This window comes from Streptosporangium nanhuense, assembly GCF_059358815.1.
The window spans coordinates 64,392-89,373 of record NZ_JCADBG010000009.1 but is presented as its reverse complement, the minus strand read 5'-3'; the positions used below and the strand labels follow the sequence as shown (position 1 = coordinate 89,373).

Here is a 24,982-nt window from a genome sequence, read left to right as displayed (position 1 = left end):
CCGACGGTTGCGGACCGTTAAGGGTAAACGATGGATAACGGTGTCTGGCCCCTGCTTGGCATGGTACGGCTAGCTCTTCCCCTTGCGCGGGACATCGGCCACCAAAGGCAGAACACGGTATGGCACAGGGGTGTCCAAGGCGATCACCGACGAGGTCCTGACCACGCCCCGGACGTCAACGATCAGGTCAATTACCCGCTGCAGGTCGGCATTGCTGCGCGCCACCACCCGGCAGTGCATGTCGTCGCCGCCGGTGATCGTGTGCACCTCCAGCACCTCGGGGATGGCGGCGAGCTGGTCGGCGACCGGGTCGTGCCCGCTGACCTGGCGGATCTGCAGGGTCACGAACGCGGTCACGTCGTAGCCCAGCGCCGCCGGGGCGATGTCCGGGCCGAACCCGGTGACCACCCCGCGGGCGACCAGCCGGTCGAGGCGCGCCTGCACGGTCCCCCTGGCCACTCCGAGCCGCCGCGAGCACTCCAGCACCCCCAGCCGGGGCTCCGCCGCCAGCAGGGCGATGAGCCGGGCGTCGAGCTGGTCGATCGTCATGATGTACAGATACTCCGCGGTGACCGGTGAGTAGGTGTGCATATTGTGCAGTCTTTGAAGACAGTGTTGCACAAACAGCCCAGAAAAACAGACAGTATGCACATGAGCGACATTTTTCCTGTGAACGGTATGGACTGCGTGGTCTTCGCGGTGGGCAACGCCAAGCAGGCGGCCCACTACTACTCCAGCGCGTTCGGCATGCGGCTCGTGGCCTACCGGGGCCCGGAGAACGGAAGTCGCGACGAGGTGGCGTACGTCCTCACCTCGGGTTCGGCCAGGTTCGAGTTCCGGGGGGCGGTGCGTCCCGGTACCGGGGTGGCCCGCCACGTGGCCGAGCACGGTGACGGCGTGATCGACCTCGCCATCGAGGTCCCCGACGTGGAGGCGGCCTACGCCCACGCGCTCGCCCAGGGCGCGCGGGGCCTGGTGGAGCCCCATGTGGTCGAGGACGACCACGGCAAGGTGGTGTCGGCGGCTATCGCGACCTACGGCGAGACCCGGCACACCCTGGTCGACAGGTCCAACTACAGCGGCCCGTACCTGCCCGGCTACGTCGCGGCCGAGCCCATCGTGGCGGCCCCCGACGTGCGCAACGGCCGCCTGTTCCAGGCCGTCGACCACTGCGTCGGCAACGTGGAGCTCGGCAAGATGGACGAGTGGGTGGAGTTCTACAAGCGGGTCATGGGCTTCACCAACATGGCGGAGTTCATCGGCGACGACATCGCCACCGAGTACTCGGCGCTGATGTCCAAGGTGGTCGCGGACGGCACCCGCAAGGTGAAGTTCCCGCTCAACGAGCCGGCGATCTCCAAGAAGAAGTCGCAGATCGACGAGTATCTGGAGTTCTACGCCGGTCCCGGCGTGCAGCACATCGCGCTGGCCACCAACGACATCCTCAGCACCGTCGACCACATGCGCGCGGCCGGCGTGAGCTTCCTGAACACCCCCGCCTCCTACTACGACGACCCCGAGCTGCGCGCCCGCATCGGCGAGGTCCGCGCGCCGATCGAGGAGCTGAAGAAGCGCGGGATCCTGGTCGACAGGGACGAGGACGGCTACCTGCTGCAGATCTTCACCAAGCCGGTGCAGGACCGCCCGACGGTGTTCTTCGAGCTGATCGAGCGGCACGGCTCGCTCGGCTTCGGCAAGGGCAACTTCAAGGCGCTCTTCGAGGCGATCGAGCGCGAGCAGGACCTGCGGGGCAACCTCTAGCCGGGGCGACCTCTAGCCGGGGCAACCCGTAGCCGGGGCAACCCGTAGCCGAGGACCGACCGGGCCGGCCCCCCGCGGCCTGGGTCGGCCCCGGGAGCAACCCATAACCGTCCTTGGCTTTGCTGTGGCGGCCTTGTGGCGATCACCCTTGGATGGGATCAGTACCGCCACCGCCGGAGGATCGGGGATCGGACCCGTGGTCCGACCCCGCACCGCCCGGGCCGGGTCACGACGGCCCGGGTCCCGGCCCCGGTCACGAGCCTGACCCCGGCCCCGACCCGGGCCGCAGACCCGCCCACGGCCCCTCCTCCGGACCTGGCCCCGGACCCGGATCCGGTCACGCTCCCTTCCCCGGCCACGGGCCGGGCCCCGATCCCGTCTTCGGCTACCCCTCCGGGGGGGAGCCGTCCGGCGGATTTCCCGGGCAGGGCGCCATCAGGCTGGGCGGGCGCTGGCGCCGCCTCTTCGCCGGAATCTTCGACCTTCTCGTCGTCGGGTTCCTCTCCTCGCCCTTCACCTACCGGACCGTCACCACCATCACGGGCGCGGAGAGTGGTCTGTCGGTGCAGGTACCCTTCGCGGAGACTCTCCTGGTGGCGGTGATCGGCTTCCTCTACACGTGGCTGCTGATCTCCTTCTGGAGCGGTCAGACGCTCGGCAAGAAGATCTTTCGGCTGCGCGTGGCGGACATCGGCGGGCACAGGGCCGGTGTCAAGCAGACAGCGCTCCGTCAGCTGGTCTCGTGGCTGATGTACTCCACCTGCTGCCTGGGCTGGATAGATGTGGCTTTCATCCTTTTCCACTCGCGCAAGCAGGCCGTACACGACCTCGCGGCCGGAACGCTTGTCATAGACGCCTGATCGGCGCAGGTCAGTCGCGTAGTGTGCCATTCCACGGGCTCGGCCGTCCGGCCGGGAAAGGGGCTTTAACGTATGGCGTCCAAACGGCTGGCCACCACGGCGACCGCCGCTCTTCTCAGCACGCTCGGGACCATCGGCACCGTCGCCTGCTCGGCGTCGAACGGGGCGAGCGTCCCCCCGGCGAGCTCCGTGAGACCGGACACCTCCGCCGTGAGCCCCGTGAGGCCGGACGCCTCGACCGTGAGCTCCGTGAGGCCGGACGCCTCGACCGTGAGTCCCCTGACGCCGGTCGCCTCCGCCTCCGACGTCGCCTCCGGTCGCGAGGCCGTGCCCGGCGCCTCCGGGATCGGCGACCCCGACTTCCCCACCGACGGCAACGGCGGCTACGACGTCGGCCATTACGGGCTCAAGCTGGGCTACGACCCCGCTTCCCGGCATCTGTCGGGAGTGGCCCAGATCTCGGCGCGGGCCACCCAGAACCTGGCGAGCTTCAACCTCGACCTCTCCGGCCTCACCGTCAGCCGGATCATCGTGAACGGCAAGACCGCGAGATTCGACAGGACCGGGACCGAGCTCAGCGTCACCCCGGCCGCGTCCATCCCGAACGCCTCGGCGTTCACCGTCGAGGTCGCGTACGCCGGCCGGCCCGAGCCGGTCCGGGGCTCCTCCAACCTGGGCACGTACGGCTTCATCCCCACCAAGGACGGCGCGTTCGTCACCTGCCAGCCCAACGGCGCCAAGACCTGGTTCCCCGGCAACGATCACCCCGCCGACAAGGCGAGCTACGACTTCGAGATCACCGTGCCCGCCGGGCTGACCGCGCTGGCCAACGGCGAGCTCGTCGGCACGCCGGAGACCGCCGGGGGCAGGACGACCTTCCGGTGGCGCGAGAGCCACCCGATGGCCAGCTATCTCGCGACCATGACGCTGGGCAAGTTCGAGATGCTCCAGGGCAGGACCGCCGGAGGCCTGAAGAACATCGCGGCCGTCGACCCGAAGTTCCGCGACTCGCTGCGGAAGGTGTACGACGTGTCGGGAAGGGTCACCGACTACTGGAGCACCGTCTTCGGCCCCTACCCCTTCTCCTCCACCGGGGGTGTGGTCGACGACTTCCCCGCCGGCTACGCGCTGGAGAACCAGACCAAGCCCATGTACGGCGGGTTCGCCCCCGACGACGCCATCATCGCCCACGAGCTGGCCCACCAGTGGTTCGGCGACAGCCTCAGCATCACCCGCTGGAAGGACCTGTGGCTCAACGAGGGCTTCGCGACCTACGCCGAGTGGCTCTGGTCGGAGCACGACGGCCAGGCCACCGCCGAGCAGCTCTTCCGCAGGCACTACGGCGCCGCGGCCGACGACCCGATCTGGAGCTACGCCCCCGGCAAGGCCAGGCCGGAGGACCTGTTCAACAACTCCGTCTACACCCGGGGCGGCATGACGCTCCACGCGCTCAGGCAGCGGATCGGCGACCCGGCGTTCTTCAAGCTCCTGAAGGAGTGGAGCGCCACGCACAAATACGGGAGCGTCACGACCCCGGAGTTCGTCGCGATGGCCGAGAAGATCTCCGGCAAGAAGCTCGGCGCCCTCTTCGACGCCTGGCTGTTCACCGCGAAGAAGCCGACCACCTGGTGACGAGGCCGTCCCCCCGCTGACGCGCCCGGGCCCGAACGACGCGGCGGACCCCCCGCCACCGCGTCGGCCCACCCCGGCGCCCCCTCACCTCACCGGCCCCCGCCGACTCCCCTCGCCGGCTCACCCGACGACGATCTTGTACCCCTCGACGCGCAGGGAGCCCAGCACCTCCTCGGAGTGCACCGGCCCCTTGGTCTCCAGCTGCAGCTGGACCTCGACCTCCCCCACGTGCATGCCCAGCCGCTCGTGCACGATGTCGAGCACGTTCGCGCCGAGTTCCGCCAGCCGCGACAGCAGCTGCGCCAGCGCGCCCGGCCGGTCGGAGAGCGGGACCCGCACGGTGAGATAGCGCCCGGCGGCGGCCAGGCCGTGCCGCAGGACCTTGGCCAGCAGCAGCGGGTCGATGTTGCCCCCGGAGAGCACGGCCACCACGGGAGGCTCGAAGACGTGCGGGTGGGCCAGGATCGCGGCCACCCCGGCCACGCCCGCGGGCTCGACGACCTGCTTGGCGCGTTCGAGGCAGAGCACCAGCGCCTGGGAGATCTGGCTCTCGGTGACGGTGACGACGCTGTCGACCAGATAGTGGATCAGCTCGAAGGGCAGCTCCCCCGGACGGCCCACCGCGATGCCGTCGGCCATCGTCGAGGCGGGCCTGACCTCCACCGGGTGCCCGAGGGCCAGCGACGCCGGGTAGGCGGCGGCCCTCTCCGCCTGGACCCCGACGATCCGCACGCCCGGCCGCAGCGACTTGGCCGCGAGCGCCACCCCGGCCGCCAGCCCGCCCCCGCCCAGCGACATCACGATCGTGCCGACCTCGGGCAGCTGCTCCACGATCTCCAGCCCGATCGTGCCCTGCCCGGCGACGACGTCGGGATGGTCGAAGGGGTGGATGAACACGGCCCCGGTCCGGTTCGCGTGCTCCCTCGCCCGTTCCAGCGCGACGTCCACGGTCTCACCCGCGAAGAGCACCTCGGCGCCGTACGACCGGGTCGCGGCCACCTTGGGCAGCGGCGCCCCCTGGGGCATGTAGACCGTGGCCCCGGCGCCGACCAGCCCCGCCCCGAGCGCGACCCCCTGCGCGTGGTTGCCCGCGCTGGCCGCGACCACCCCCCGCAGCCGCTCGTCCTCGGTCAGCCCGGCGATCCTGACGTACGCCCCCCGGATCTTGAACGACCCCGAGCGCTGCAGGTTCTCGCACTTGAGGTGGACGGGCCCGCCGATGATCTCGGAGAGCACGTGGGAGTGGAGCAGCGGGGTGCGCAGGGCGACGTCGGCCAGCAGCTCACGCGCGGCGACCACGTCGTCGTAGGTCACCTGGGGATCTGACATATAGATCATCGTACGACCCGCGTGTCCGCGGCCCGGATCCGCCCGGTCCGGGGTGCGCGGACGCCCGGCGGGGCGGGATTTCCGGAGCTCGATGGAGAGGAAGGGCTTCGGACACGTACAGAACATTCCCGAACCCCTGCCGATCTCCGCCGACGAGCGGCTGGGACCGGCAGGGGACTACCGGACGATGCTCGAATCAGATACGGGCCCCGACGTCGGCGCCGTTGGACGGGCGCAGGAAGGAGGAGGACGGGATCGAGCCGTCCGCCGCGCGGGGTCCGGTGATCGTGCCGGAGTCGGTACTGGCGAAGGTCCAGGTGCCGCCGAGGTTCCAGGAGTTGCCCGAGCCCGAGGACGACGAGCCGAGCGAGACCTGCGTCGCGTTCGCCACCGCCAGGTTCCCGGTGAGGGTGGAGTCGGAGTCGGCGAAGTCGAAGCCGGTGCCGCCGTTGCGCCACGCGGTGTTGCGGCCGGCGGTCAGCCGGCCGGGGTTGCCGTTGTCGATGAAGCCGCCGACCGCGTTGTCGAACGCGATGGAGTTGCGGATCACGTGGTCGGCCGGCGGGTCGGGGTCACCGCCGCCGAGCTTGAAGCCGTTGCCGTCCCCGGTGTAGTCGGGCAGGTTCCACCGGTCGAACCCGTTGCCCCACGCCACCGACGACTCCACGGTGATCGGGGACAGGAACAACCAGAAGTCCAGGCCGTCGTCGGAGTTGTTCCACAGCCGGGCGCCGCGCACCACGTTGCCGCCGCCCGAGCCCTCCTTGATGGCCAGGCCGTCGGCGCTCTCGCCGTTCTTGCGCGGGTCGCGGTTGCCGTAGGCGTCCAGGTCGATGATCTGGTTGTCGCCGGAGGCGCCCTGAAGGTGCAGGCCCGACTCGTAGTTGTCCCGGGTGACCAGACGGTCGAAGACGGTGTTGTTGACGTTCAGGCCGAAGACGCCGTACGGACCATGGATGATCTCCAGGCCGGTCAGGCGCCACCAGTCGCCCTCGATGTGGACGGCGCCCCGCTCGGGGCGGGGGATGCTGGAGCCGACCGCGCCGGGCGTGTAGGGCATGTTCTCGCCGTCGATGACGACCCGCTCGCCGTCGTGGTTGCGCATCGTGATGGGCTGACCCGGCGTGCCGTCCTTGAGGATCTGGATGTTGGTGCTCGGCGCGTAGGTGCCGCCGCGGATGACGATCGTGTACCCCGGCTGCGCCAGGTCCACGGCCCGCTGTATCGTCCGCAGCGGCGAGGCCTGTGTTCCCGGGCCGGCGTCGTCGCCGTCGGTCGCGACGTACAGCGCGTTCGGAGTCGGCGGCGGCTGGTCGCCGGTCTCGACGTCGAGGTGGTCGAGGTTGGGCAGGCCGGCGGCGGTGGCCGGGCTCAGCCGGATGGTGTTGGCGCCGGCGTTGAGCGAGACGGTCACGGTCTTGGTGACCCAGGCCGACCATGCGCCGGTGCCCTCGAACGAGGGGGTCTGCACGGTGGCCCCGTTGACGATCAGATTGGTCGGGCGGGCCGTGGTGCCGTTGGCGAACCGGACACCCAGGGTCACCGGGCCGGCGGTGGCGGCGGTGACGGTGAACTGGGCGTGGGCGCCCACGGCGTTGGTGCCGTTGCAGAAGCCGCTGCCGGAGTAGCCGGCCCAGTTGGAGTCGATGGTGCCGGTGCAGACCGCGGGCGAGGTCTCGGCCTCGTACCGGGTGGTCGCGGCGTGCGCCCCGTTCACGGGCAGCGCGGCGAGCACGCCGGCCAACAGAGCGGCGCACGCGAGGAAGGGCGTCAGGCGCATCGCTGGTCTCCAAGATTGTCGGGTCGTCGGATGACGGTTGTCGGCCTTTCCGGCCCCCGGGCCGGTTCCGGTGAGGGACACGGCGCGTTCCGGCGCTCGACGCGGTCTCACCGTTCCGGCCGGGGACGTCTTTCAGGAGTGCCGGGCAGGCGGGTGGGGGGTGGCCCGCCTGCCCGGGGTCCTAGCGGCGGGTGATGTCGGATTCGGAGTACAGGCAGTGGGTGCCGTCGGGCCCTTCACCGATCTTGCTGGGCTCGCTGCCCTTGGGCACGCCCTTGTAGCGCTCGCAGATGGTGGCGCTGCCGTAGACGGTGATCCGGCTGAAGCGCGCGGTGTCGCCCCAGTTGGAGTTGATCCCGGCCAGCACCTTGGTGGAGCGGGCGGTGACGCCGTCCAGCACGACATGGCGCTGGTAGGAGGTGGAGCAGTTGCCGCAGGCCCGGTACAGCTTGCCGGCGTTGTGCACCTGGAAGTCACGGATGGTCAGCTTGCCCGCTCCGTTGTGCTGGAAGACCTTGTCGGAGGCCGACCTGGCGCCTCCGCCGTCCACCAGGTAGGTGGACGAGGAACTGGAGCCGCGGAAGGTGGCTGCGTCCTCGCCGACGTCGTTCCACCAGACGTTGCGGATGGTGCAGGAGCCCTCGCAGTGGATGCCGTCGCCGGCCGGGGCGTCGAGGATGACGTTCTGGATGGTGCCGCCGTTGGCCACGACGAACATCGGGTCCTGGCTCTCGCCCTGGCCGCCGTCGCCGATGCCGTAGTAGCGCTTCATGCCGCCGTCGAAGAACGTGCCGGCGTTGCGGGTGGTGGTCTGGTGGACGCTGCCGGTGTCCGAGGGCCACGCACCGCTGCCGTCACCGCCGCCGGGGGGAGGCGTCACGGTCGGGGTGGGGGTCGGGGTCGGAGTGGGGGTGGGATCGGGCGTGCCGCCCCCGCCGGCGGACCGCAGCGTCCACTGCTTGGTGGCCGCCGAGTCGCAGGAGTTCTGCTGCAGCAGGGCGCCGGAGGAGGTGGAGTTGTCCTTGACGTTGAGGCACTTGCCGCCGTTGCCGTTGACCACGCGGTAGTTGGAGCCCGAGGCGGTGAGCTGCCAGGTCTGCGAGGCGGCCGAGGTGCAGGACTCCTGCTGGACCGCCTTGCCGGCGCTGGTGGAGGCGTCCCGCACCCCGAGGCACCTGCCGCTGTGCACCGCCTTGATCTGGTAGCCGCCGCCTGAGGAGGTGAGCGTGAAGACCTGCCCGGCGGCGTCGGCGCAGGCGCTCTGGGCCAGCTGGACGCCGTCACCGGTGCTCTGCCCGGGTACGGCGGCGCACAGGCCGCTGCCCGCGTTGGCCAGCGTGTAGTTGCCGTTGGAGGGGGCCGCCGAGGCGGGCGTGTCGAACGTGACCACCAGCCCGCCGGCGGTGATGAGGCCGGCGGCCAGGACGACCGCCAGCCGCTTGGCTAAATGTTCTTTTTTATGCACTTCCAGCTCCATTTCTGCGATCTGTGTGGATTCAGGGCATGGCACAGCAGAGGTCGCGGGCCGCGTCGGCCCTGGGGAGTCGCGTGAAAGTGAATCGGAGAAGCCCGGCGCCCTCAGGGGTGACGGCATGCCGTTGCCGGCCGCCCCACCTCGACGCAGCGGTCACGCGGGCCACTCAGAGATCACGCTTGTGAACAACCGGTTGCAGACACAGTCGCGTTACATGGAGGAAACGTCAATACGTTCAGGTAAAACTGCAAACGGAACCGCAGGTTCCGCCTGGTCGTCCCCCGATTTCTGCAACAACCGTTTGCAAAAACGCAGGCGAGAGGGCTCACACGGTCACACCGCCCGGTTCACGCCCGCCACACCTTCCGTGAAACTTTCACGACCGCCCGGCCGCCCCACCGCCCCGCAGCACGGCACTCGGCCGCCCCGCCGCCCGGCGCGACTTCGTCCGACGAAGGAGAGCGCTTACCCACCCTGCGGAGACGCCTGTGGAGACGAACGACGCGCCTCGAAGCCGTCATCGGTCTCCAGGAGACGGTGACCGTCGACTCGGGGACGCCGGCGGCCCGAGTCGTGGCGTCCCAGGCCCCGCGGGCGTTACTTCCCGGCGCGGGCGTTACGAGCTCTCGGCCGGCTGATGGGAGGAGAAGACCAGGACCGAGGCGGTGAAGCCGTGGACGTGGTTGTGGCCGCCCACCGGGCCCACCTCTCCGGCGGCGAAGAAGCCGGCGACCCCGATGGGGCCCAGGGTGTCGCGGACGGCGACGGCGTCGTGGTCGGCGCTGCCGAACATCGCCGAGCCCCGGCCGTTGCAGGAGAACAGCAGGGCGCCGTCCACCCGGCCGAACTCCTCGCGGTGCGCGTCCAGCAGCTCGTACAGGTCCTCGTCGGCGGTGGCGGCGTCACGGACCTGGAAGCGGACGGTACGGCCGACCTCGACGACGTCCCCGATGGCCACGGCCTCCCGCTCGGGGTCGATGCCGAGCACGCCCCGGATCAGGAAGTCGCCGTGCTCGTGCTTCTCGGCGTACTCGTCCATGGCGATGCCGATCTGCAGCCCCGAGGCGACCAGGTCGCGGTCGTCCTCGTCCAGGGCGCTGACGATCTCCTCCAGCCGTGCCAGGGCGGGCTGCCCGGCGAGTTCGAGCAGGAGGTTGTCCTCGGCGGAGGTGACGGCCATCGTCGGGCCGATCGGGCGGCAGCCCTGGCTGACGACGGTGCTGACGTTGAGGGCGCCGCTGAGCAGCACCCCGACGGCTCCCTCGGTGTGGATCTCCCCGCCGGCGAACAGCCGGACCGCGCCGCGCCCCTGGACGGCGTTGGCCAGGCCGCCGATCAGGGGGAGGTTGCCCATGACCTCCTCGGAGCGCTCGACGAAACCGTCGGTGGGGAAGCTGTAGGGGTCGGCGAGCAGGATGGCCGCGTGGTCGTCGGGGGCGCGGTCGGGCAGGCCGACCACGACGAAGCGGTCGTCGGTCCTCAGCGTGTCGAGCGCGAAGGTCGTCAGCCGGGCCCCGCCGAGCGAGGCGGCCCAGGCGCTCACCGCGGGGGTGACCTCGACCCCCTGGCCGTCGCCGATGACCCCGGTGGCGCTGCACCCGAGGACGGCGGCACCGGGTGCCATGCTCATCGCGCGCAGGCCGGCGCGGGAGACGTCGTCGGGATCGTCCCCGCAGATGAAGAAGCAGAGCAGGTCGGCCGGTCCGGAGAGGCCGGACAGGGCTTGGCGCACCGCGGTCTCGGCCGCGGAGACCAGATCGGACCCCACCGCGAGGCCGTCGGCGAAACGGCTTGTCATCAGCGCCACTCGTCTCGCCCCTCCTTCTTGATCCCTTGTCGGACGGCCGCCGAAGAGTGTCCGGCAGGCTCGCCGAGAAGCCTTAGGTCCCTGCTGTGAACTGCCTGAACCATCTGAACTGCCGTGAAAGTCTGTCATGAACCGCCGTGGAGCCGTGAGGTCTCTCAGTGCCGTGGAAGCGTGAACACCGGAGATCTCACGTCGCGGTCCCTTCCGACGTCGCCCGGCCCCCGACCGGGGAGCCGGGGCGATGCGTCTTGGAGCGATGTCTTGGAGCGATTCTCCCCACTGGGGGCACAAGCACTCCCGTTGTCCCTCACGCAATCGTCAAGATCCGAGAGAGGGATGAGAGTGCCGGATCGGGCGTTGTGGACGTAGGCTCGATCCCGTGCCTCAAATCCCAGAGCCACGTACTCTGCGCGAGCTGCGCGCGAGCGGCCATATTCACCGTACGGTAAAGGCCGAGATCCGTGAGAATCTCCTGACCCGCCTGCGGGCAGGAGAGCCGCGGTTCCCCGGCATCGTGGGCTTCGACGACACCGTCCTGCCATACCTGGAGCGAGCGCTGCTCGCCGGGCACGACCTGGTCCTGCTCGGTGAGCGGGGTCAGGGCAAGACCCGGCTGATCCGCACCGTGACCGGGCTCCTCGACGAGTGGACACCCGTCGTCGAGGGCTGTGAGATCAACGACCATCCCTACGAACCCTCCTGCGTCCGCTGCCGCCGCCTGGCCGGCGAGGCGGGCGAGGAGCTGCCGATCTCCTGGAAGCACCGGGACGAGCGGTACGGCGAGAAGCTCGCCACCCCCGACACCTCCGTCGGCGACCTGATCGGCGACATCGACCCGATCAAGATCGCCGAGGGGCGCACGCTCGGCGACCCGGAGACCGTCCACTACGGCCTGGTCCCCAGGAGCAACCGCGGGGTGTTCTCCGTCAACGAGCTGCCCGACCTGGCCGAGCGCATCCAGGTGTCGCTGCTCAACGTGCTGGAGGAGCGCGACATCCAGGTCAGGGGCTACAACCTGCGCCTGCCCCTGGACATCCTGCTGATCGCCAGCGCGAACCCCGAGGACTACACCAACCGCGGCCGGATCATCACCCCGCTGAAGGACCGCTTCGGCGCCGAGATCCGCACCCACTACCCGCTGTCGATCGAGACCGAGCTGGTCCTGATCCGCCAGGAGGCCGCGCTCGGCCAGGTGGGCGCCGACCTGCCCGACCACCTGATCGAGGTGATCGCCCGCTTCACCCGGCTGGTCCGCGAGTCCACCGCGGTGGACGCCCGCTCGGGGGTCTCGGCCCGCTTCTCCATCGCCGCCGCCGAGACCGCGGCGGCCTCCGCCGTACGGCGGGCGGCGCTGACCGGCGAGGACCACGCGGTGGCCAGGGTCGCCGATCTGCCGGGGATCGTGCACACGCTGCGCGGCAAGGTGGAGTTCGAGGTCAGCGAGGAGGGCCGGGAGACCGAGGTGCTCTCGCACCTGCTGCGCAGGGCGACGGCCGAGACGTTCCGCGGCACGCTCGGCGGCCTGGACCTGAACCCGCTTCTGGAGAAGTTCTCCGAGGGCATCCAGGTGGAGTCGGGGGTGACGGTCCCCGCGGCCGAGCTGCTGCGCAGGATCGGCCCGGTTTCCGGCCTGGCAAAGATCATGTCCCAGCTCGGCATCGGCGACGAGTCCCCCGGGCACGCCGCCGCCGCGCTGGAATTCGCCATGGAGGGCCTTTACCTCCTGCGCCGGCTGTCCAAGGACGAGGTGGACGGCACGACGGTTTACCGCACCTGAGGTGTCTGCATGAGCTACCGCTATGGCGAATACCGGGACGGGCCCGACCCGCTCGCCCCGCCGTACGACGTCCGTTCGGCGCTGGACCGGATGGGCGACGCGATCCTGTCCGGTTCCAACCCCGCCCACGCCCTGCGCGACCTGCTCAAGGAGGGCCTGCCGGGCGCGCAGGACCGTCGCGGCCTCGAGGACCTGCTCCGCGAGGTGCGCCGGCGCCGGCGCGAGCTGCGCGAGCGCGGGCGTCTCGACGGCACGCTGGAGCGGGCCAGGGCGCTGCTGGACAAGGCGATCGGCCAGGAGCGGGCCGAGCTGTTCCCCGACCCCTCCGACGAGGCCCGGCTGCGCGAGGCGGAGCTGGCCGCCCTCCCCGACGACACGGCGAGCGCCATCCGTGAGCTGGGCAATTACCAGTGGCGCTCGGCCGCCGCCCGGCGGACCTTCGAGGAGCTGCGCGACCTGCTGCGCAGGGAGGTGCTCGACAGCCAGTTCCGCGGCATGCGGCAGTCTCTGGCCAACCCCGACCCGGCCGCCATGGAGCGGGTCAGGGAGATGATGTCCGACCTGAACGACATGCTCGACCGGGATTCCCGGGGCGAGCACACCCAGGCGGACTTCGAGCAGTTCATGTCGAAATATGGGGACATGTTCCCGGAGGCGCCACGGAACCTGGAGGAGCTGGTCGACACCCTGGCCCGCCGGGCCGCCGCCACCCAGCGCCTGCTGGCCTCCCTCACCCCGGCCCAGCGCGAGGAGCTCGACCAGCTGATCGAGCAGACCCTCCGCCAGGCCGGGCTGGACGAGCAGATGCGCCGCCTGGGCGAGTCCCTCTACGCCCGCCGCCCCGACCTGGCCTGGAACACCCCGGAGCGGCTGAGCGGCGACGAGCCGATGGGCATGTCCGACGCCGTGGGAGCGCTGGACGAGCTCGCCGACCTGACCCAGCTGGAGGCCGCGCTCCGCCAGGACTACCCCGGCGCCCGCATGGACGACATCGACGAGGCGGCGATCCGGCGCGCCCTGGGCCGGTCGGCCGTCGACGATCTGGAGGCGCTCAAGCAGATCGAGCGCGAGCTGGAGCAGCAGGGCTACCTCCTGCGCCGGCGCGGCAAGCTGGAGCTCACCCCCAAGGCCGTACGACGGCTGGGGGAGACCGCGCTGCGCCGCGTCTTCGCCTCCCTGGAGAGCGGGCGCCGCGGCGACCACGACCAGGTGGACGCGGGCTCGGCCGGTGAGCTCACCGGCTCCTCGCGGCCCTGGCGGTTCGGCGACGAGCAGCCGATCGACGTGGTCCGCACGGTGGTCAACGGCGTCCGGCGCGGCGGGAGCGGCGGCACGGTGACCCTGTCGGTCGACGACTTCGAGGTGGCCGAGACCGAGCGGCGCACGGCGGCCGCGGTGTGCCTGCTGGTCGACCTGTCCTACTCGATGGCGCTGCGCGGCACCTGGGCCGCCGCCAAGCAGACGGCGATGGCGCTGCAGGCCCTGGTGGCCTCGAAGTTCCCCCAGGACTCGGTGCAGATCATCGGCTTCTCCAACTACGCCCGCGTGCTGCAGCCCGACGAGCTGGCGGGCCTGGAGTGGGACATGGTCCAGGGGACGAACCTGCACCACGCCCTGCTGATCGCCGGGCGCCACCTGGACCGCCATCCCGACTTCGAGCCGGTGGTGCTCGTGGTCACCGACGGTGAGCCCACCGCCCACCTGCGGCGCAACGGCTCGGCGGCCTTCGAGTGGCCGCCCACCCAGGAGACGCTGGAGCTGACCCTCGCCGAGGTCGACAAGATGACCCGGCGCCGGGCGACGCTCAACGTCTTCATGCTCGCCGACGACGAGCGCCTCAAGGAGTTCGTGAACGAGGTCGGGCGGCGCAACGGCGGCCGGGTCTTCTCCCCCGGCGCCGACCGCCTGGGCGAGTACGTCGTCAGCGACTTCCTGCGCACCCGCCGCACCCGCTGAGCCCCGCCACGGGGGCCCCAGGGCCCTCGTGGCGGGACCCGGACCTCAGACGGCTACGCGTAGGCGACGTAGCCGTCGAGGGCCAGGTCGAAGCCGTCACGGTGGTGGCGGTGGGAGCGGTAGCAGGGCCGCCACGCCGTGCTGTTGCCGACGCCCGCGCGGGCGTCGGCGATCGCGGAGGGAACCCGCTCGGGGGAGGGCAGGAGGCCGCCGCCGAGATAGCGGTCGTCGGTGAGGGTCGTGAGGGTGACGGGGTCGCCGCTCACGTAACGGCCACGGCGCCAGCCGCTCTCCTCGTCCCAGACCAGGGCGTCGCCGCCGGTCAGGCGGATGGTGACGGTGCGCGGGTCGCAGGGCCCCTGCCACCAGCTCTCGACCTGGTCACCCAGCGCCTCGACGACGAGGCCGACGTAGTGGCACGGCTGGTCGCGCCACTCGTCGGTATACGGCTCAACATGTTTGACACCCACGGCGGGCACTCCCTTGTGCCGTCTTACTCTGTCCGATGGAACGCCCGCCCGGCACGACCACGACTTCACCGCCGCCGGTCTCATCACACGGGAACGAGCTCGCCCACGATCCTACTAACCCCGCGGGCGTGCTCCGCGCGGAATGCGAAGATCGGCAATCTCGTACGCGGCCGTCACCCCCGCCTCAACCGTGACCCTTCCGTAACAACCACCCTGAAACAAACGCCGTCTACCCAGTGACGAAAGAACAAGGTTCCTGAAAGGGGAGGAAGTGAGCCCGATGCTCGCGGGAATTCTCGTGGCGCTGATGCTCGTCGTCTGCGTCTGTTTCGAGTTGTGCATGGTCCCGCACACGCGCGACAGGCACGACGGCGTCGAAGGCGAGTGACCCGGCCCCGCCCCGGACGGCGGCCGCGTCCCGGTGATTCCCGTTCTCCGGAACGCCCCACGAACGATCATTGAAAAGATCCCGCCGGGCGGCGAGGCCTCGCGAGACGTACCCAGACGAGATCACCGGATACTAATGTCTGGCGCATGACAGACCTGCTGCTCTGGCTGCACATCGGTTTTGCGATCTTCGCTCTGGGACCGATCACCGCCGCCACGATGTCGACTCCCAGATTCATCCGCGCCAAGAACGTCGGTGTCCTGCGTTATCTGCACAAGACCACGCGTCTCTACGGTTTCGCGTCCATCGGGGTCTTTTTGTTCGGGCTGCTGCTGGGCCGCGAATTTCTCGGAAAGCCGTACCTGTCGGTGTCCATGACGCTTTTCATCGTCGCCGCGGTGCTGCTGATCATGGTGGACCGGGACCAGAGCACCGCCATCCGGGTCCTCGCCAGCGAGAACCCGGACGACGACGCCAAGGTGCAGGTGGGCCGGATCGCCGCGCTCTCCGGTGTGATCGTGCTGATCTGGATGGTCATCCTGGTGCTGATGGTCTGGGGCGACCCGGTCTGAGCGTCTGAGCCCGCCGACGGCCCGGCCAGGACCTCCCGGGGAACCGGCCCGAGCCTCTCGACGCCCCCGCGCCCGTTCCTAGCCCAGCGCCTGGGTGAGGTCGGCCAGCAGGTCGTCGATCGACTCGATGCCGACCGACAGGCGCACCAGGTCACCGGGGACCTCCAGCGGCGAGCCCGCGACGGAGGCGTGGGTCATCCGGCCCGGGTGCTCGATCAGCGACTCCACGCCGCCGAGCGACTCGCCCAGGGTGAACAGCTTGGTCCTGTCGCACACCGCGACCGCCTCGTCCTCCCCTCCGGCCATCCGGAACGAGACCATGCCGCCGAAACGCCTCATCTGCTTGGCCGCCACCTCGTGGCCGGGGTGCTCGGCCAGGCCCGGGTAGAGCACCGAGGTCACCCGAGGATGGGCGAGCAGCAGGTCGACCACCCGCTCGGCGTTGTCGCAGTGGCGGTCCATCCTCACGCCGAGCGTCTTGAGGCCGCGCAGGGTCAGCCAGGCGTCGAACGGCCCGGCCACCGCGCCCATCGCGTTCTGGTGGTAGGCGAGTTCCTCGCCCAGCCCGGCGTCCCGCGCGACGAGCGCGCCGCCGACCACGTCGGAGTGACCGCCCACGTACTTGGTGGTCGAGTGGACCACGATGTCCGCGCCCAGCGCCAGCGGCTGCTGCAGGTACGGGGAGGCGAAGGTGTTGTCCACCACCAGCAGCGCGCCGACCTCGGTCGCGAGCTGGGCCAGGGCCGCGATGTCCGCGATGCCGAGCAGCGGATTGGTGGGCGTCTCCACCCAAATGATCTTGGTCTTCTGGGTCACGGCGGCGGCCACCGCGGCCAGGTCGCCCAGCGGCGCCGGGTCGTAGTGCAGCCCCCAGCGCTCGTGGACCTTCGCGAACAGGCGGTAGGTGCCGCCGTAGGCGTCGTTCGGGATGATCACGTGGTCACCCGGCCTGCAGAGCGCGCGGAGCACCGCGTCCTCGGCCGCCAGGCCCGAGGCGAAGGCCAGGCCGCGGCTGCCGCCCTCGACGGCGGCCACGGCCTCCTCCAGCGCGGTCCTGGTCGGGTTGGCCGACCGGCTGTACTCATATCCGGCGCGCAACCCGCCCACGCCGTCCTGCTTGTAGGTGGACACCGCGTAGATCGGCGGCACCACGGCCCCGGTGTAAGGGTCGGGGTCCTGACCTGCGTGGATGGCCAGTGTCTCGAATCCATGGTTCATGGGGTCAACGCTACTCGCAGCAGCGGGGGCCCCAGGGCCGTGGGAGCCGATCCCCACGGCCCCGCGCCACCCGCTCCCCGTTCTACTCCGCGCGCTCCCCGCTGATCCGCGAGAGCAGGAGCGGATCGGCGAGCGTCAGGGCCGCGCCGACCACGAGCCCGGCGACCAGCAGCACAATCCCGATGACGGTCATCTCTTCCCCCTTCGACCTTTCAAGGATCGGCGACGGGCCCCCGGCGCCGCCTCCGCTGAAGGGCCTGTTCCGGCGGGGACGGTTCGGCCGAACGGCCGATACGACATGTCCTCCCTGAGGCTTAGGCTCGGGGACCGTGGGAGAAACGAGCCGGCTGGTCTACTGGATCAAACGCCTCAGCGAGATCGCGTTGATCGGCTGGCTCGTCCTGCTCCTGCTGATCGACGTGATAGTGGCGACGAACGGCCTCAGCCCGGCGATCCTGCTGAGCCCGATGTGCGGCCTGGTGGGCGTGGTGGCGGTGGTACGACGCCGCCGCTGGCGGGTCGGCGGGCTCGTCACCCTGCTGACGGTGTCGTTCCTGTCCTCCCTGGCCATCGGGATCACCGGTGGCGACGGCAGTCCCAGCGTGGCCGAGATCGGGTCGCTGCTGGTCCTCACCGTCGGCGGGCTGCGCGCGATCGAACCGGTGCGGCGGGCCGCGCTGCTCTCCCTGGCCGCGATGATCGTGCTCGAGGCCACCCCCTCCCGCATGAACGCGGTGGGCCCGGAGCCGACGGTGGCCGTCGGCTTCCTGCTCTTCGTCTGCTGGTCCTTCGCCGCCGGCATCGGCGCCTACCTCCGCTTCCAGCTGGAGCGCCGCAGGGAGGCCGTCGACACGGTACGGCGGTCCGAGCGCCTGGAGCTGGCCAGGGAGCTGCACGACCTGGTCGCCCACCACATCACCGGGATCGTGGTGCAGGCGCAGGCCGCCAAGGTCGTCGCCGAGCAGAAACCGGAGGCCGTGGTCCCCTCCCTGGAGGCGATCGCCAACGCCGGGGCCGACGCGCTGACCTCGATGCGCCGCCTGGTCAGCGTGCTGCGCTCGGAGGACGAGGCCGCCCGCTCGCCGGGCAGCACCCTCATGGACATGCGCACCATGGTCGAGCGCTTCTCCGCGGCGGGCCCCCAGGTCACCTTCGACATCGGCCAGGGCATCGCCGACGGCACCGTGGCCCAGGAGGTGATGACCACCCTGCACCGGGTCCTCCAGGAGTCGCTGACCAACGTCCGCAGGCACGCCCCGGGCACCGGCTGGGTCGAGGCCGACCTGAAGCTCACCGACGGCTCCGACCTGCGCGCGTGGGCCGAGAGCGTACGCGCGAGGAACGGCCAGGACCCCCGGGCCCGGCGTGCCGCCTACGCCTCCACGGGCACCTCGGCCGCCTCGGCCGGCGGGGGTGTGGGCGGCACCTCGGCCACCGGAGGCGCCGTGCGGCTGCGGGTGCGCAACTACGGCTCGATGGCCGACATCAGGATCTCCCGCCTCGGGGGCGGCTTCGGCCTGGTGGGCATGGCCGAGCGCGTCGAGGCACTCGGCGGGCGCCTCATGGCCGGGCCCACCCCCTCCGGGGCCTGGGAGGTGATGGCGGAGTTCCCCCTCTGACCCTTCCGACCCCTCTGGACCCCTCTGAACCCCGGAGACCTCCGCCCCCGGAGACCTCGCGGACACCGGAAACCTCCGGGGCCCGCGGAGCGCCGTGAGGCCCAGGGCCGCCGAAGACCGCCGAGGACCGGAAAGGGAGGGGCCGGGAGAACCCGGCCCGGAGCGCGGTCAGTGGTTGGCGAGGAAGGCCAGCAGGTCCTGGCGGGTGATCAGGCCGACGGGCTTGCCGTCGTCGAGGACGACCGCGGCGTCGGCCTTCTCCAGCGCCTCGACGGCGATGGAGACCGGCTCCCCCGCGCCGATCGTCGGCAGCGGCTGCGACATGTGGGCGGCCAGCGGGTCGGTCGGCCGCACCCGGCCCCGGTAGAGGGCGTCGAGCAGGTCGCGCTCCAGGATCGAGCCGACCACCTCGGCGGCCATGACCGGCGGCTCCTCCTTCATCACCGGAAGCTGCGACACGCCGTACTCGCGCATGATCGAGATGGCCGTGTCGACCGACTCGTGCGGGTGGGTGTGCACGAACTCCGGCATGCCCGAGCTCTTGCGCGTCAGGACGTCCTTGACCAGGCCCTCCTCGCTGGAGGTGGTCAGGAAGCCGTAGTCGGCCATCCACTCGTCGTTGAAGATCTTCGACAGGTAGCCCCGGCCGCCGTCGGGCAGCAGCACCACGATCACGTCGTCCGGCCCGGCCCGCTCGGCCACGCGCAGCGCCGCGACCGTCGCCATGCCGCAGGAGCCGCCCACCAGCAGCGCCTCCTCGCGGGCCAGGCGGCGGGTCATGATGAAGGAGTCACGGTCGGAGATCGCGATGACCTCGTCGCAGATCGTGGTGTCGTAGTTGGCCGGCCAGATGTCCTCGCCGACCCCCTCCACCAGGTACGGCCGCCCGGTGCCGCCCGAGTAGACCGACCCCTCCGGGTCGGCCCCGATGACCTTGACCCTGCCCCCGGAGACCTCCTTGAGGTAGCGGCCGGTGCCGCTGATCGTGCCCCCGGTGCCGACGCCCGCCACGAAGTGGGTGATCCTGCCCTCGGTCTGCTCCCAGATCTCCGGGCCCGTGGAGTGGTAGTGGCTCTCGGTGTTGTGCGGGTTGGAGTACTGGTCCGGCTTCCAGGCGTTCGGCGTCTCCTTGGCCAGCCGGTCGGAGACGGAGTAGTAGGAGTCGGGGTGGTCGGGGGAGACCGCCGTCGGGCAGACCACGACCTCGGCACCGTAGGCGCGCAGAACCGAGATCTTGTCCTGGGCGACCTTGTCGGGCACCACGAACAGGCAGCGGTATCCCCGCTGCTGGGCCACGATGGCCAGGCCGATCCCGGTGTTGCCCGAGGTGGGCTCCACGATCGTGCCCCCCGGGCGCAGCTCGCCCGACCGTTCGGCGGCGTCGACCATCCGGACCGCGATGCGGTCCTTCACCGATCCGCCCGGGTTGAAGTACTCCACCTTCGCGAGCACCTGGGCGGAGATACCCTCCGTCACCTTGTGCAGCCGGACGAGAGGGGTGTTGCCCATCAGCTCGACGAGCGAGTCATGTACGCGCACCGGGATATCACCTCGAAATACCAAAGCTCGGTCGGCTTGTTGTTGTGGTCACCGTGATCCCATGGGGGTGGTGGGGACCCGGCTGTGTCACCAAAGGCCACGCTACCGCCCCGTACGGAGGGAGCGACGCCTTGTGATCTGGACACCGGGAGTGGCGCGGGCCGCCCGTCGCATCGCCGCGGCGGCCGCGCTGGGCGGAGGGGGTCTCACCGCGCTCGGCGCGGCGACCTACGGCCTGCTGCTGGCCGAGGCGCTGGTGGCCCGTCGCGCCGTCGGCCGCCCGCACGGCATGGAGGGACCGCCGTCGGACGGTTCGTACGGGGCCTTCGGCGGCGAGCCGCTCAGGATGGTCATGCTCGGTGACTCCACCTCCGTCGGCCTGGGCACCTCCGACCCGTCGGAGACGCCCGCCGTGCTGATCGCCAACGGGCTCGCCGTGATCGCCGAGCGGCCGGTGCGGCTGACCGTGGCGGGCATGTCGGGAGCGACCTCCGCGGAGCTGGGCGAGCAGGTGGACAGGGCGCTGAAGGCCCGTCCGGAGATCGCGGTCATCTTCATCGGGGCCAACGACGTCACCTCGCAGAGCAGGCCCGCCCATGCCGTACGCCACCTGCAGAAGGCGGTCAGGCGGCTGCGGGAGGCCGGGGCGGAGGTGGTCGTGGGCACCTGTCCGGACCTCGGCACGGTCCGGCCGATCGCGCAGCCGCTGCGCTGGGTGACCCGGCGGTGGAGCCGTCAGCTGGCCGCCGCGCAGACCGTCGCGGTGGTCGAGGCGGGCGGGCGGACGGTGGCCTTCGCGGACCTGCTGGGGCCGGAGTTCGACACCAACCCGGCGGAGATGTTCGGCCTTGATCGTTATCACCCATCTGCCCAAGGCTATCTCCAGATCGCTTACGCGGTGCTACCTTCCGTATGCAGTGCGTTGGAACTCTGGCCCGAGCCCCGGGCCCGGCGCGCTGAGTCGATCTACCTCGCGGCGGCCAAGGCCGCGGAGGAGCCCGGCGCCGAGGTCTCCGCGACCCGTGTCGCCGGACGAGCGACCGGACCTCACGGACGGTGGGTGACCATGCTCGGCCGCAGGCCGTGGATGCGGCCCCACGACGCCTGAACACGGTCACCCTCCGCTGCGAAGCCGTAACGCCTCGCCCGCATTGGAGTGGAATACCCATGATCCGGCCCCTCGCGAAACCGGCCCTGGTGCTCGCCGGAGCTTTGGCCCTGGGCGGCTGCTCCGGCACCGAAGCGGCCACCCCGGACCATCCCACCTGGCACAACACCGAGATGAACGCGGTCAGCCGCACCACCACCGCCGGTGGCGTCGCCACGACGACCTCCATGAAGCCCGACGGCACGCTGGAGACGGTGGCCCTCGACCTCGCCACGGGCAGGAAGCTGTGGGCCCATCCCTCGACCATGGCGGGGCGCCTGCCGGGGATGGGGGTGCCCGCCCCCGCGATCGTCGAGACCTCCGCGGGGCAGGCCGTCGCGGTGACGATCGATCCGGCCAGGCGGGGCCGCTGGAAGGCCACGCTCGTCGGCCTCGACGCCAGGACCGGGACGCGGAGGTGGAGCCGCCCGGTGCACTCCACCTTCGGCCCGCAGCGGTGCGGGGCCTTCGTGTGCGTGTCCGAGAACACCGCGCTCGCGAGTGCCCGCGTCGTGGTCCTCGACCCGGTCACCGGCAGGGCGATGTGGAAGATCCCCGGCATCGCCGAGGCCGAGTGGTCCGACGCCTCGCGCGTGGTGTTCCTGCGGCTGGCCCGCCATCCGGTCCTGGAGGCGCACGACCTGAAGACCGGCAAGACCATCTGGCGGACCCCCGTCGAGCAGCCCCTCGGCGCCGGGGTGGACCTGTCGGGAGGCTGGTCCTTCGGCGCCACGGCGGGAAACCTCGTCGGGTACGTCGCCCCCTACACCAATCCGAAGACGAGCAAGGTCTCCGCCTTCGGCCTGTTCTCCGTCAAGCTCGCCGACGGCAAGGTCAACTGGATGCGCCCGTCGGTGGTCCGCGTCTACCCCAGCGGCAGCCCCGGCTTCGCGCCGGTCGTCCGCCCGGTCGACCAGGAGGGCCGCTACGGCGGGTTCGCCCGCCTGGAGGCCGACAGCGGCCGGGTGCTCGGCCAGATCTCCGCCGAGCAGGTTCCCGAGTCGGGCTGGTGGCTGGCCTTCCCGCCCCGGATGGAGAAGATCGGCTTCCTGCGGCACGGCAAGCCGGGCAACGCCTTCGACCTGCCCGCCGGCCGCGCCGCCGACGTCAAGGACGAGCGGGCCTGGTCCTTCTGCGTGACCGACCCCAAGCCGCTCGCGCTCAAGGGCCAGAACTCCGGCTTCTACTCGGTGGCCTCGCTGTGCCAGTTCAGGCTGGCCGACGGCACGCGGGTGTCCGGCTCGGGTGCCCCGCCCCTGTGGTTCACCGGCAGCCAGAACGGCTGGCGGATGTGGCGCGACGAGAAGGGCGGCCTCCACGGGATCAAGGACGGCGACGGCACCTCTCCCGGCATGTACGGCTGACCTCCACCACCTCGCCACCCGGCCGAGGTTCGCGACCGGCGTGTGCCGCGGACCTCGGCGGCCTGCGGAACGTCGAAGCGCGTCGAGGCCCCGTCCCGTTCCGGACGGGGCCTTGTGCTTACCGTACAAAGTTCTGTTACATCGCCCCCCGGGCGTGGCTTCCGGCATACCGCGCGGTACGCTCCGCTGGAGGAGCAGACACGAACCCAGGAGAGCCACATGCCCGAGGCAGTCATCGTCGCGACCGCGCGCTCGCCCATCGGACGCGCCTTCAAGGGGTCCCTCAAGGACATCCGCCCCGACGACCTGACCGTACAGATCATCCAGGCCGCGCTTGCCAAGGTCCCCCAGCTCGACCCGTCCACGATCGACGACCTCATGCTGGGCTGCGGCCTGCCGGGCGGCGAGCAGGGCTTCAACATGGGCCGGGTGGTCGCCACCCTGCTCGGCCTGGACAACGTGCCGGGCACCACCGTGACCCGCTACTGCTCGTCCTCGCTGCAGACCACCCGGATGGCCCTGCACGCGATCAGGGCCGGCGAGGGCGACGTGTTCGTCTCGGCGGGCGTGGAGTGCGTCTCCCGCCTCAAGAACGGCAGCTCCGACCAGGGGCCCGACACGATGAACCCGCTGTTCGGCGACGCCCACCTCCGCTCGGTCAGTGCCGCCGAGGGCGGCAAGGGGGTCTGGCACGACCCGCGCGAGGACGGCCAGCTGCCCAACGTCTACGTGGCGATGGGCCAGACGGCGGAGAACCTCGCCGGGCTGAAGGGCGTCTCCCGGCAGGAGCAGGACGAGTTCGGCGTCCGCTCCCAGAACCTGGCGGAGAAGGCCATCGCCAACGGCTTCTGGGAGAAGGACATCACCCCGGTGACCCTGCCCGACGGGACCGTGGTGAGCAAGGACGACGGCCCCCGCGCGGGGACCACCTACGAGGCGGTCTCCCAGCTCAAGCCGGTCTTCCGGCCCGACGGCACGGTCACCGCGGGCAACTGCTGCCCGCTGAACGACGGCGCCGCCGCCGTGATCGTGATGAGCGACACCAAGGCCGCCGAGCTCGGCATCACCCCGCTCGCCCGGATCGTCTCCACCGGCGTGACCGGCCTGTCCCCCGAGATCATGGGTCTGGGCCCGGTCGAGGCCTCCAAGCAGGCCCTGGCCAGGGCGGGCATGGCCATCGGCGACGTGGACCTCGTCGAGATCAACGAGGCGTTCGCCGCCCAGGTCATCCCGTCCTACCAGGAGCTCGGGATCGACATCGACCGGCTCAACGTCAACGGCGGCGCCATCGCGGTCGGCCACCCCTTCGGGATGACCGGTGCCCGCATCACCTCCACGCTGATCAACAGCCTCGCCTTCCACGACAGGTCGATCGGCCTGGAGACCATGTGCGTCGGCGGCGGCCAGGGCATGGCCCTGGTCCTGGAGCGCCTCAGCTGAAACGGCTGATCCATCGACCCCGGCCGGGCGATCGGAGGCCCCGATCCCCGGCCGCGGCGTCCCCTCGCGGGGGGACCGCGGGTCAGCCGTGCACGTCGGGGCCGGCGCGAGTGATCGCGATCCTCAGGATCACCCGCCGCTCCCGCTCCATCGCGGCCCGGTAGTCGTCCCAGTCGGGGTGCTCGCCGGAGATGTCGCGGTAGTAGTCGACCAGGAGATCCATCGCCTCGGGCAGCGGAACGATCTCCGCGACCCCGTCGATCTGGATCCACTCGCCGAAGAAGGCGTCGGTCGTCACGCAGAGCGAGACCTGCGGGTTCCTGCGGAGGTTGCGCACCTTCGCCGCGGTCTCCCGGGTGCTGACGATCGCGTTCCCCCGGGCGTCGAGCCCCACGGTGACCGGGGAGAGCTGCGGGCGTCCGTCGGCGTGCGAGGTCAGCATGACCGCACGGTGGTTGGCGCGGACGAACTCGCGCGCCTTGTCATGATCCATGACACCATCATGCGCGTACAACAAAGCCCGCACCACCGGGGTGGCGCGGGCTTCACGGAGATAGGCGACTTACAGGTAACGGGTACGGCGATGCCTCTCGTGCTCGTGCACGATGGCGGCGGCGTAGCCGTGGGTCAGCCCGTGCTCGTCGGCGAGCCAGGTGGCACGCTCATCGCAGCGAAGGAACGACGGGCCGTTGTCGATTGCTTGGAACCACTCTGGGAGTGCGCGCCCCGTGATGTCCGGGACCCTTGCGATCAGCTTGCTCTGCGTCTCCAGTGAGTGGTTCAACGACATGGGCACCTCCACGGATAGGCTCCTTTGCTCGACAGTGCATCACGAAAGCCCAGATAGCA

The 24,982-nt window shown here is 70.8% G+C and carries 21 protein-coding genes; 10 read left to right on the top strand and 11 right to left on the bottom strand.

Annotated elements, in window-relative coordinates:
- Nucleotides 1–69: 69 nt before the first annotated feature.
- The gene (locus AC5L38_RS18865; RefSeq protein ID WP_495244293.1) at nucleotides 70–549 is read right to left on the bottom strand and encodes an Lrp/AsnC family transcriptional regulator; all 480 of its coding nucleotides are present in this window, start codon (nucleotides 547–549) and stop codon (nucleotides 70–72) included.
- 129 nt (nucleotides 550–678) lie between these two features.
- Between AC5L38_RS18865 and hppD the strand changes: the two genes are divergently transcribed.
- Both hppD and AC5L38_RS18855 read left to right on the top strand, forming a co-directional pair.
- Nucleotides 679–1,761, top strand: a complete 1,083-nt coding sequence (hppD, locus tag AC5L38_RS18860) for a 4-hydroxyphenylpyruvate dioxygenase (RefSeq protein ID WP_495244292.1) — start codon at nucleotides 679–681, stop codon at nucleotides 1,759–1,761.
- Nucleotides 1,762–1,913: 152 nt separating this feature from the next.
- On the top strand, nucleotides 1,914–2,621 hold the full coding sequence (locus tag AC5L38_RS18855; RefSeq protein WP_495244106.1) for an RDD family protein: 708 nt from the start codon (nucleotides 1,914–1,916) through the stop codon (nucleotides 2,619–2,621).
- 65 nt (nucleotides 2,622–2,686) lie between these two features.
- Here the strand turns inward: AC5L38_RS18855 and AC5L38_RS18850 are convergent, their stop codons facing one another.
- Nucleotides 2,687–2,824 carry a hypothetical protein gene (locus tag AC5L38_RS18850; RefSeq protein WP_495244105.1) on the bottom strand — a complete coding sequence of 46 codons (138 nt, stop codon included), beginning with the start codon at nucleotides 2,822–2,824 and terminating at the stop codon, nucleotides 2,687–2,689.
- Between the two features lie 67 nt (nucleotides 2,825–2,891).
- Between AC5L38_RS18850 and AC5L38_RS18845 the strand changes: the two genes are divergently transcribed.
- The gene (locus AC5L38_RS18845) at nucleotides 2,892–4,253 is read left to right on the top strand and encodes a M1 family metallopeptidase (protein WP_495244104.1); all 1,362 of its coding nucleotides are present in this window, start codon (nucleotides 2,892–2,894) and stop codon (nucleotides 4,251–4,253) included.
- Nucleotides 4,254–4,373: 120 nt separating this feature from the next.
- Here AC5L38_RS18845 and ilvA read toward each other — a convergent pair whose 3' ends face one another.
- The 4 genes from ilvA to AC5L38_RS18825 all read right to left on the bottom strand — a co-directional run bounded on the left by ilvA (nucleotide 4,374) and on the right by AC5L38_RS18825 (nucleotide 10,634).
- Nucleotides 4,374–5,582 (bottom strand): threonine ammonia-lyase, encoded by a 1,209-nt coding sequence (gene ilvA, locus AC5L38_RS18840; RefSeq protein WP_495244103.1) that lies wholly within the window; start codon nucleotides 5,580–5,582, stop codon nucleotides 4,374–4,376.
- A gap of 196 nt (nucleotides 5,583–5,778) precedes the next feature.
- Nucleotides 5,779–7,362 carry a right-handed parallel beta-helix repeat-containing protein gene (locus tag AC5L38_RS18835; protein ID WP_495244102.1) on the bottom strand — a complete coding sequence of 528 codons (1,584 nt, stop codon included), beginning with the start codon at nucleotides 7,360–7,362 and terminating at the stop codon, nucleotides 5,779–5,781.
- 181 nt (nucleotides 7,363–7,543) lie between these two features.
- On the bottom strand, nucleotides 7,544–8,827 hold the full coding sequence (locus AC5L38_RS18830) for a pectate lyase (RefSeq protein WP_495244101.1): 1,284 nt from the start codon (nucleotides 8,825–8,827) through the stop codon (nucleotides 7,544–7,546).
- Nucleotides 8,828–9,452: 625 nt separating this feature from the next.
- Nucleotides 9,453–10,634: an FIST signal transduction protein gene (locus tag AC5L38_RS18825; protein ID WP_495244291.1), complete on the bottom strand. Its 1,182-nt coding sequence runs from the start codon at nucleotides 10,632–10,634 to the stop codon at nucleotides 9,453–9,455.
- Between the two features lie 388 nt (nucleotides 10,635–11,022).
- On the opposite strand from AC5L38_RS18825, the gene AC5L38_RS18820 reads away from it, so the two are divergent.
- A complete protein-coding gene (locus tag AC5L38_RS18820) occupies nucleotides 11,023–12,420 on the top strand; it encodes a sigma 54-interacting transcriptional regulator (protein WP_495244100.1) in 1,398 nt (465 codons plus the stop codon).
- Nucleotides 12,421–12,429: 9 nt separating this feature from the next.
- Nucleotides 12,430–14,376 carry a vWA domain-containing protein gene (locus AC5L38_RS18815; RefSeq protein ID WP_495244099.1) on the top strand — a complete coding sequence of 649 codons (1,947 nt, stop codon included), beginning with the start codon at nucleotides 12,430–12,432 and terminating at the stop codon, nucleotides 14,374–14,376.
- A 53-nt stretch (nucleotides 14,377–14,429) separates the two neighbouring features.
- Here the strand turns inward: AC5L38_RS18815 and AC5L38_RS18810 are convergent, their stop codons facing one another.
- Nucleotides 14,430–14,846, bottom strand: a complete 417-nt coding sequence (locus tag AC5L38_RS18810) for a DUF6292 family protein (protein WP_495244098.1) — start codon at nucleotides 14,844–14,846, stop codon at nucleotides 14,430–14,432.
- Between the two features lie 534 nt (nucleotides 14,847–15,380).
- On the opposite strand from AC5L38_RS18810, the gene AC5L38_RS18805 reads away from it, so the two are divergent.
- Entirely contained in the window at nucleotides 15,381–15,806 is a 426-nt protein-coding gene (locus tag AC5L38_RS18805) for a hypothetical protein (RefSeq protein ID WP_440068247.1), read from the top strand.
- A 78-nt stretch (nucleotides 15,807–15,884) separates the two neighbouring features.
- Here the strand turns inward: AC5L38_RS18805 and AC5L38_RS18800 are convergent, their stop codons facing one another.
- Nucleotides 15,885–17,024 carry a cystathionine gamma-synthase gene (locus AC5L38_RS18800; protein ID WP_495244097.1) on the bottom strand — a complete coding sequence of 380 codons (1,140 nt, stop codon included), beginning with the start codon at nucleotides 17,022–17,024 and terminating at the stop codon, nucleotides 15,885–15,887.
- Between the two features lie 329 nt (nucleotides 17,025–17,353).
- Here AC5L38_RS18800 and AC5L38_RS18795 point away from each other — a divergent pair, with 329 nt between their 5' ends.
- On the top strand, nucleotides 17,354–18,643 hold the full coding sequence (locus tag AC5L38_RS18795; protein ID WP_495244096.1) for a sensor histidine kinase: 1,290 nt from the start codon (nucleotides 17,354–17,356) through the stop codon (nucleotides 18,641–18,643).
- A gap of 168 nt (nucleotides 18,644–18,811) precedes the next feature.
- Here AC5L38_RS18795 and AC5L38_RS18790 read toward each other — a convergent pair whose 3' ends face one another.
- Nucleotides 18,812–20,182: a cystathionine beta-synthase gene (locus AC5L38_RS18790; RefSeq protein ID WP_495244095.1), complete on the bottom strand. Its 1,371-nt coding sequence runs from the start codon at nucleotides 20,180–20,182 to the stop codon at nucleotides 18,812–18,814.
- A 133-nt stretch (nucleotides 20,183–20,315) separates the two neighbouring features.
- Here AC5L38_RS18790 and AC5L38_RS18785 point away from each other — a divergent pair, with 133 nt between their 5' ends.
- From AC5L38_RS18785 to AC5L38_RS18775, 3 genes are all read left to right on the top strand, one after another.
- Entirely contained in the window at nucleotides 20,316–21,290 is a 975-nt protein-coding gene (locus tag AC5L38_RS18785; RefSeq protein WP_495244094.1) for an SGNH/GDSL hydrolase family protein, read from the top strand.
- A gap of 59 nt (nucleotides 21,291–21,349) precedes the next feature.
- Nucleotides 21,350–22,693, top strand: coding sequence for an outer membrane protein assembly factor BamB family protein (locus tag AC5L38_RS18780; RefSeq protein WP_495244093.1), 1,344 nt, complete (start codon nucleotides 21,350–21,352; stop codon nucleotides 22,691–22,693).
- 219 nt (nucleotides 22,694–22,912) lie between these two features.
- Nucleotides 22,913–24,133, top strand: a complete 1,221-nt coding sequence (locus AC5L38_RS18775; protein ID WP_495244092.1) for an acetyl-CoA C-acetyltransferase — start codon at nucleotides 22,913–22,915, stop codon at nucleotides 24,131–24,133.
- Between the two features lie 82 nt (nucleotides 24,134–24,215).
- Here the strand turns inward: AC5L38_RS18775 and AC5L38_RS18770 are convergent, their stop codons facing one another.
- Together AC5L38_RS18770 and AC5L38_RS18765 are read right to left on the bottom strand one after the other, a co-directional pair.
- Nucleotides 24,216–24,626, bottom strand: coding sequence for a PPOX class F420-dependent oxidoreductase (locus AC5L38_RS18770; RefSeq protein WP_495244091.1), 411 nt, complete (start codon nucleotides 24,624–24,626; stop codon nucleotides 24,216–24,218).
- Between the two features lie 69 nt (nucleotides 24,627–24,695).
- Nucleotides 24,696–24,923 carry a DUF4287 domain-containing protein gene (locus tag AC5L38_RS18765; RefSeq protein WP_329093696.1) on the bottom strand — a complete coding sequence of 76 codons (228 nt, stop codon included), beginning with the start codon at nucleotides 24,921–24,923 and terminating at the stop codon, nucleotides 24,696–24,698.
- Nucleotides 24,924–24,982 lie beyond the last annotated feature (59 nt).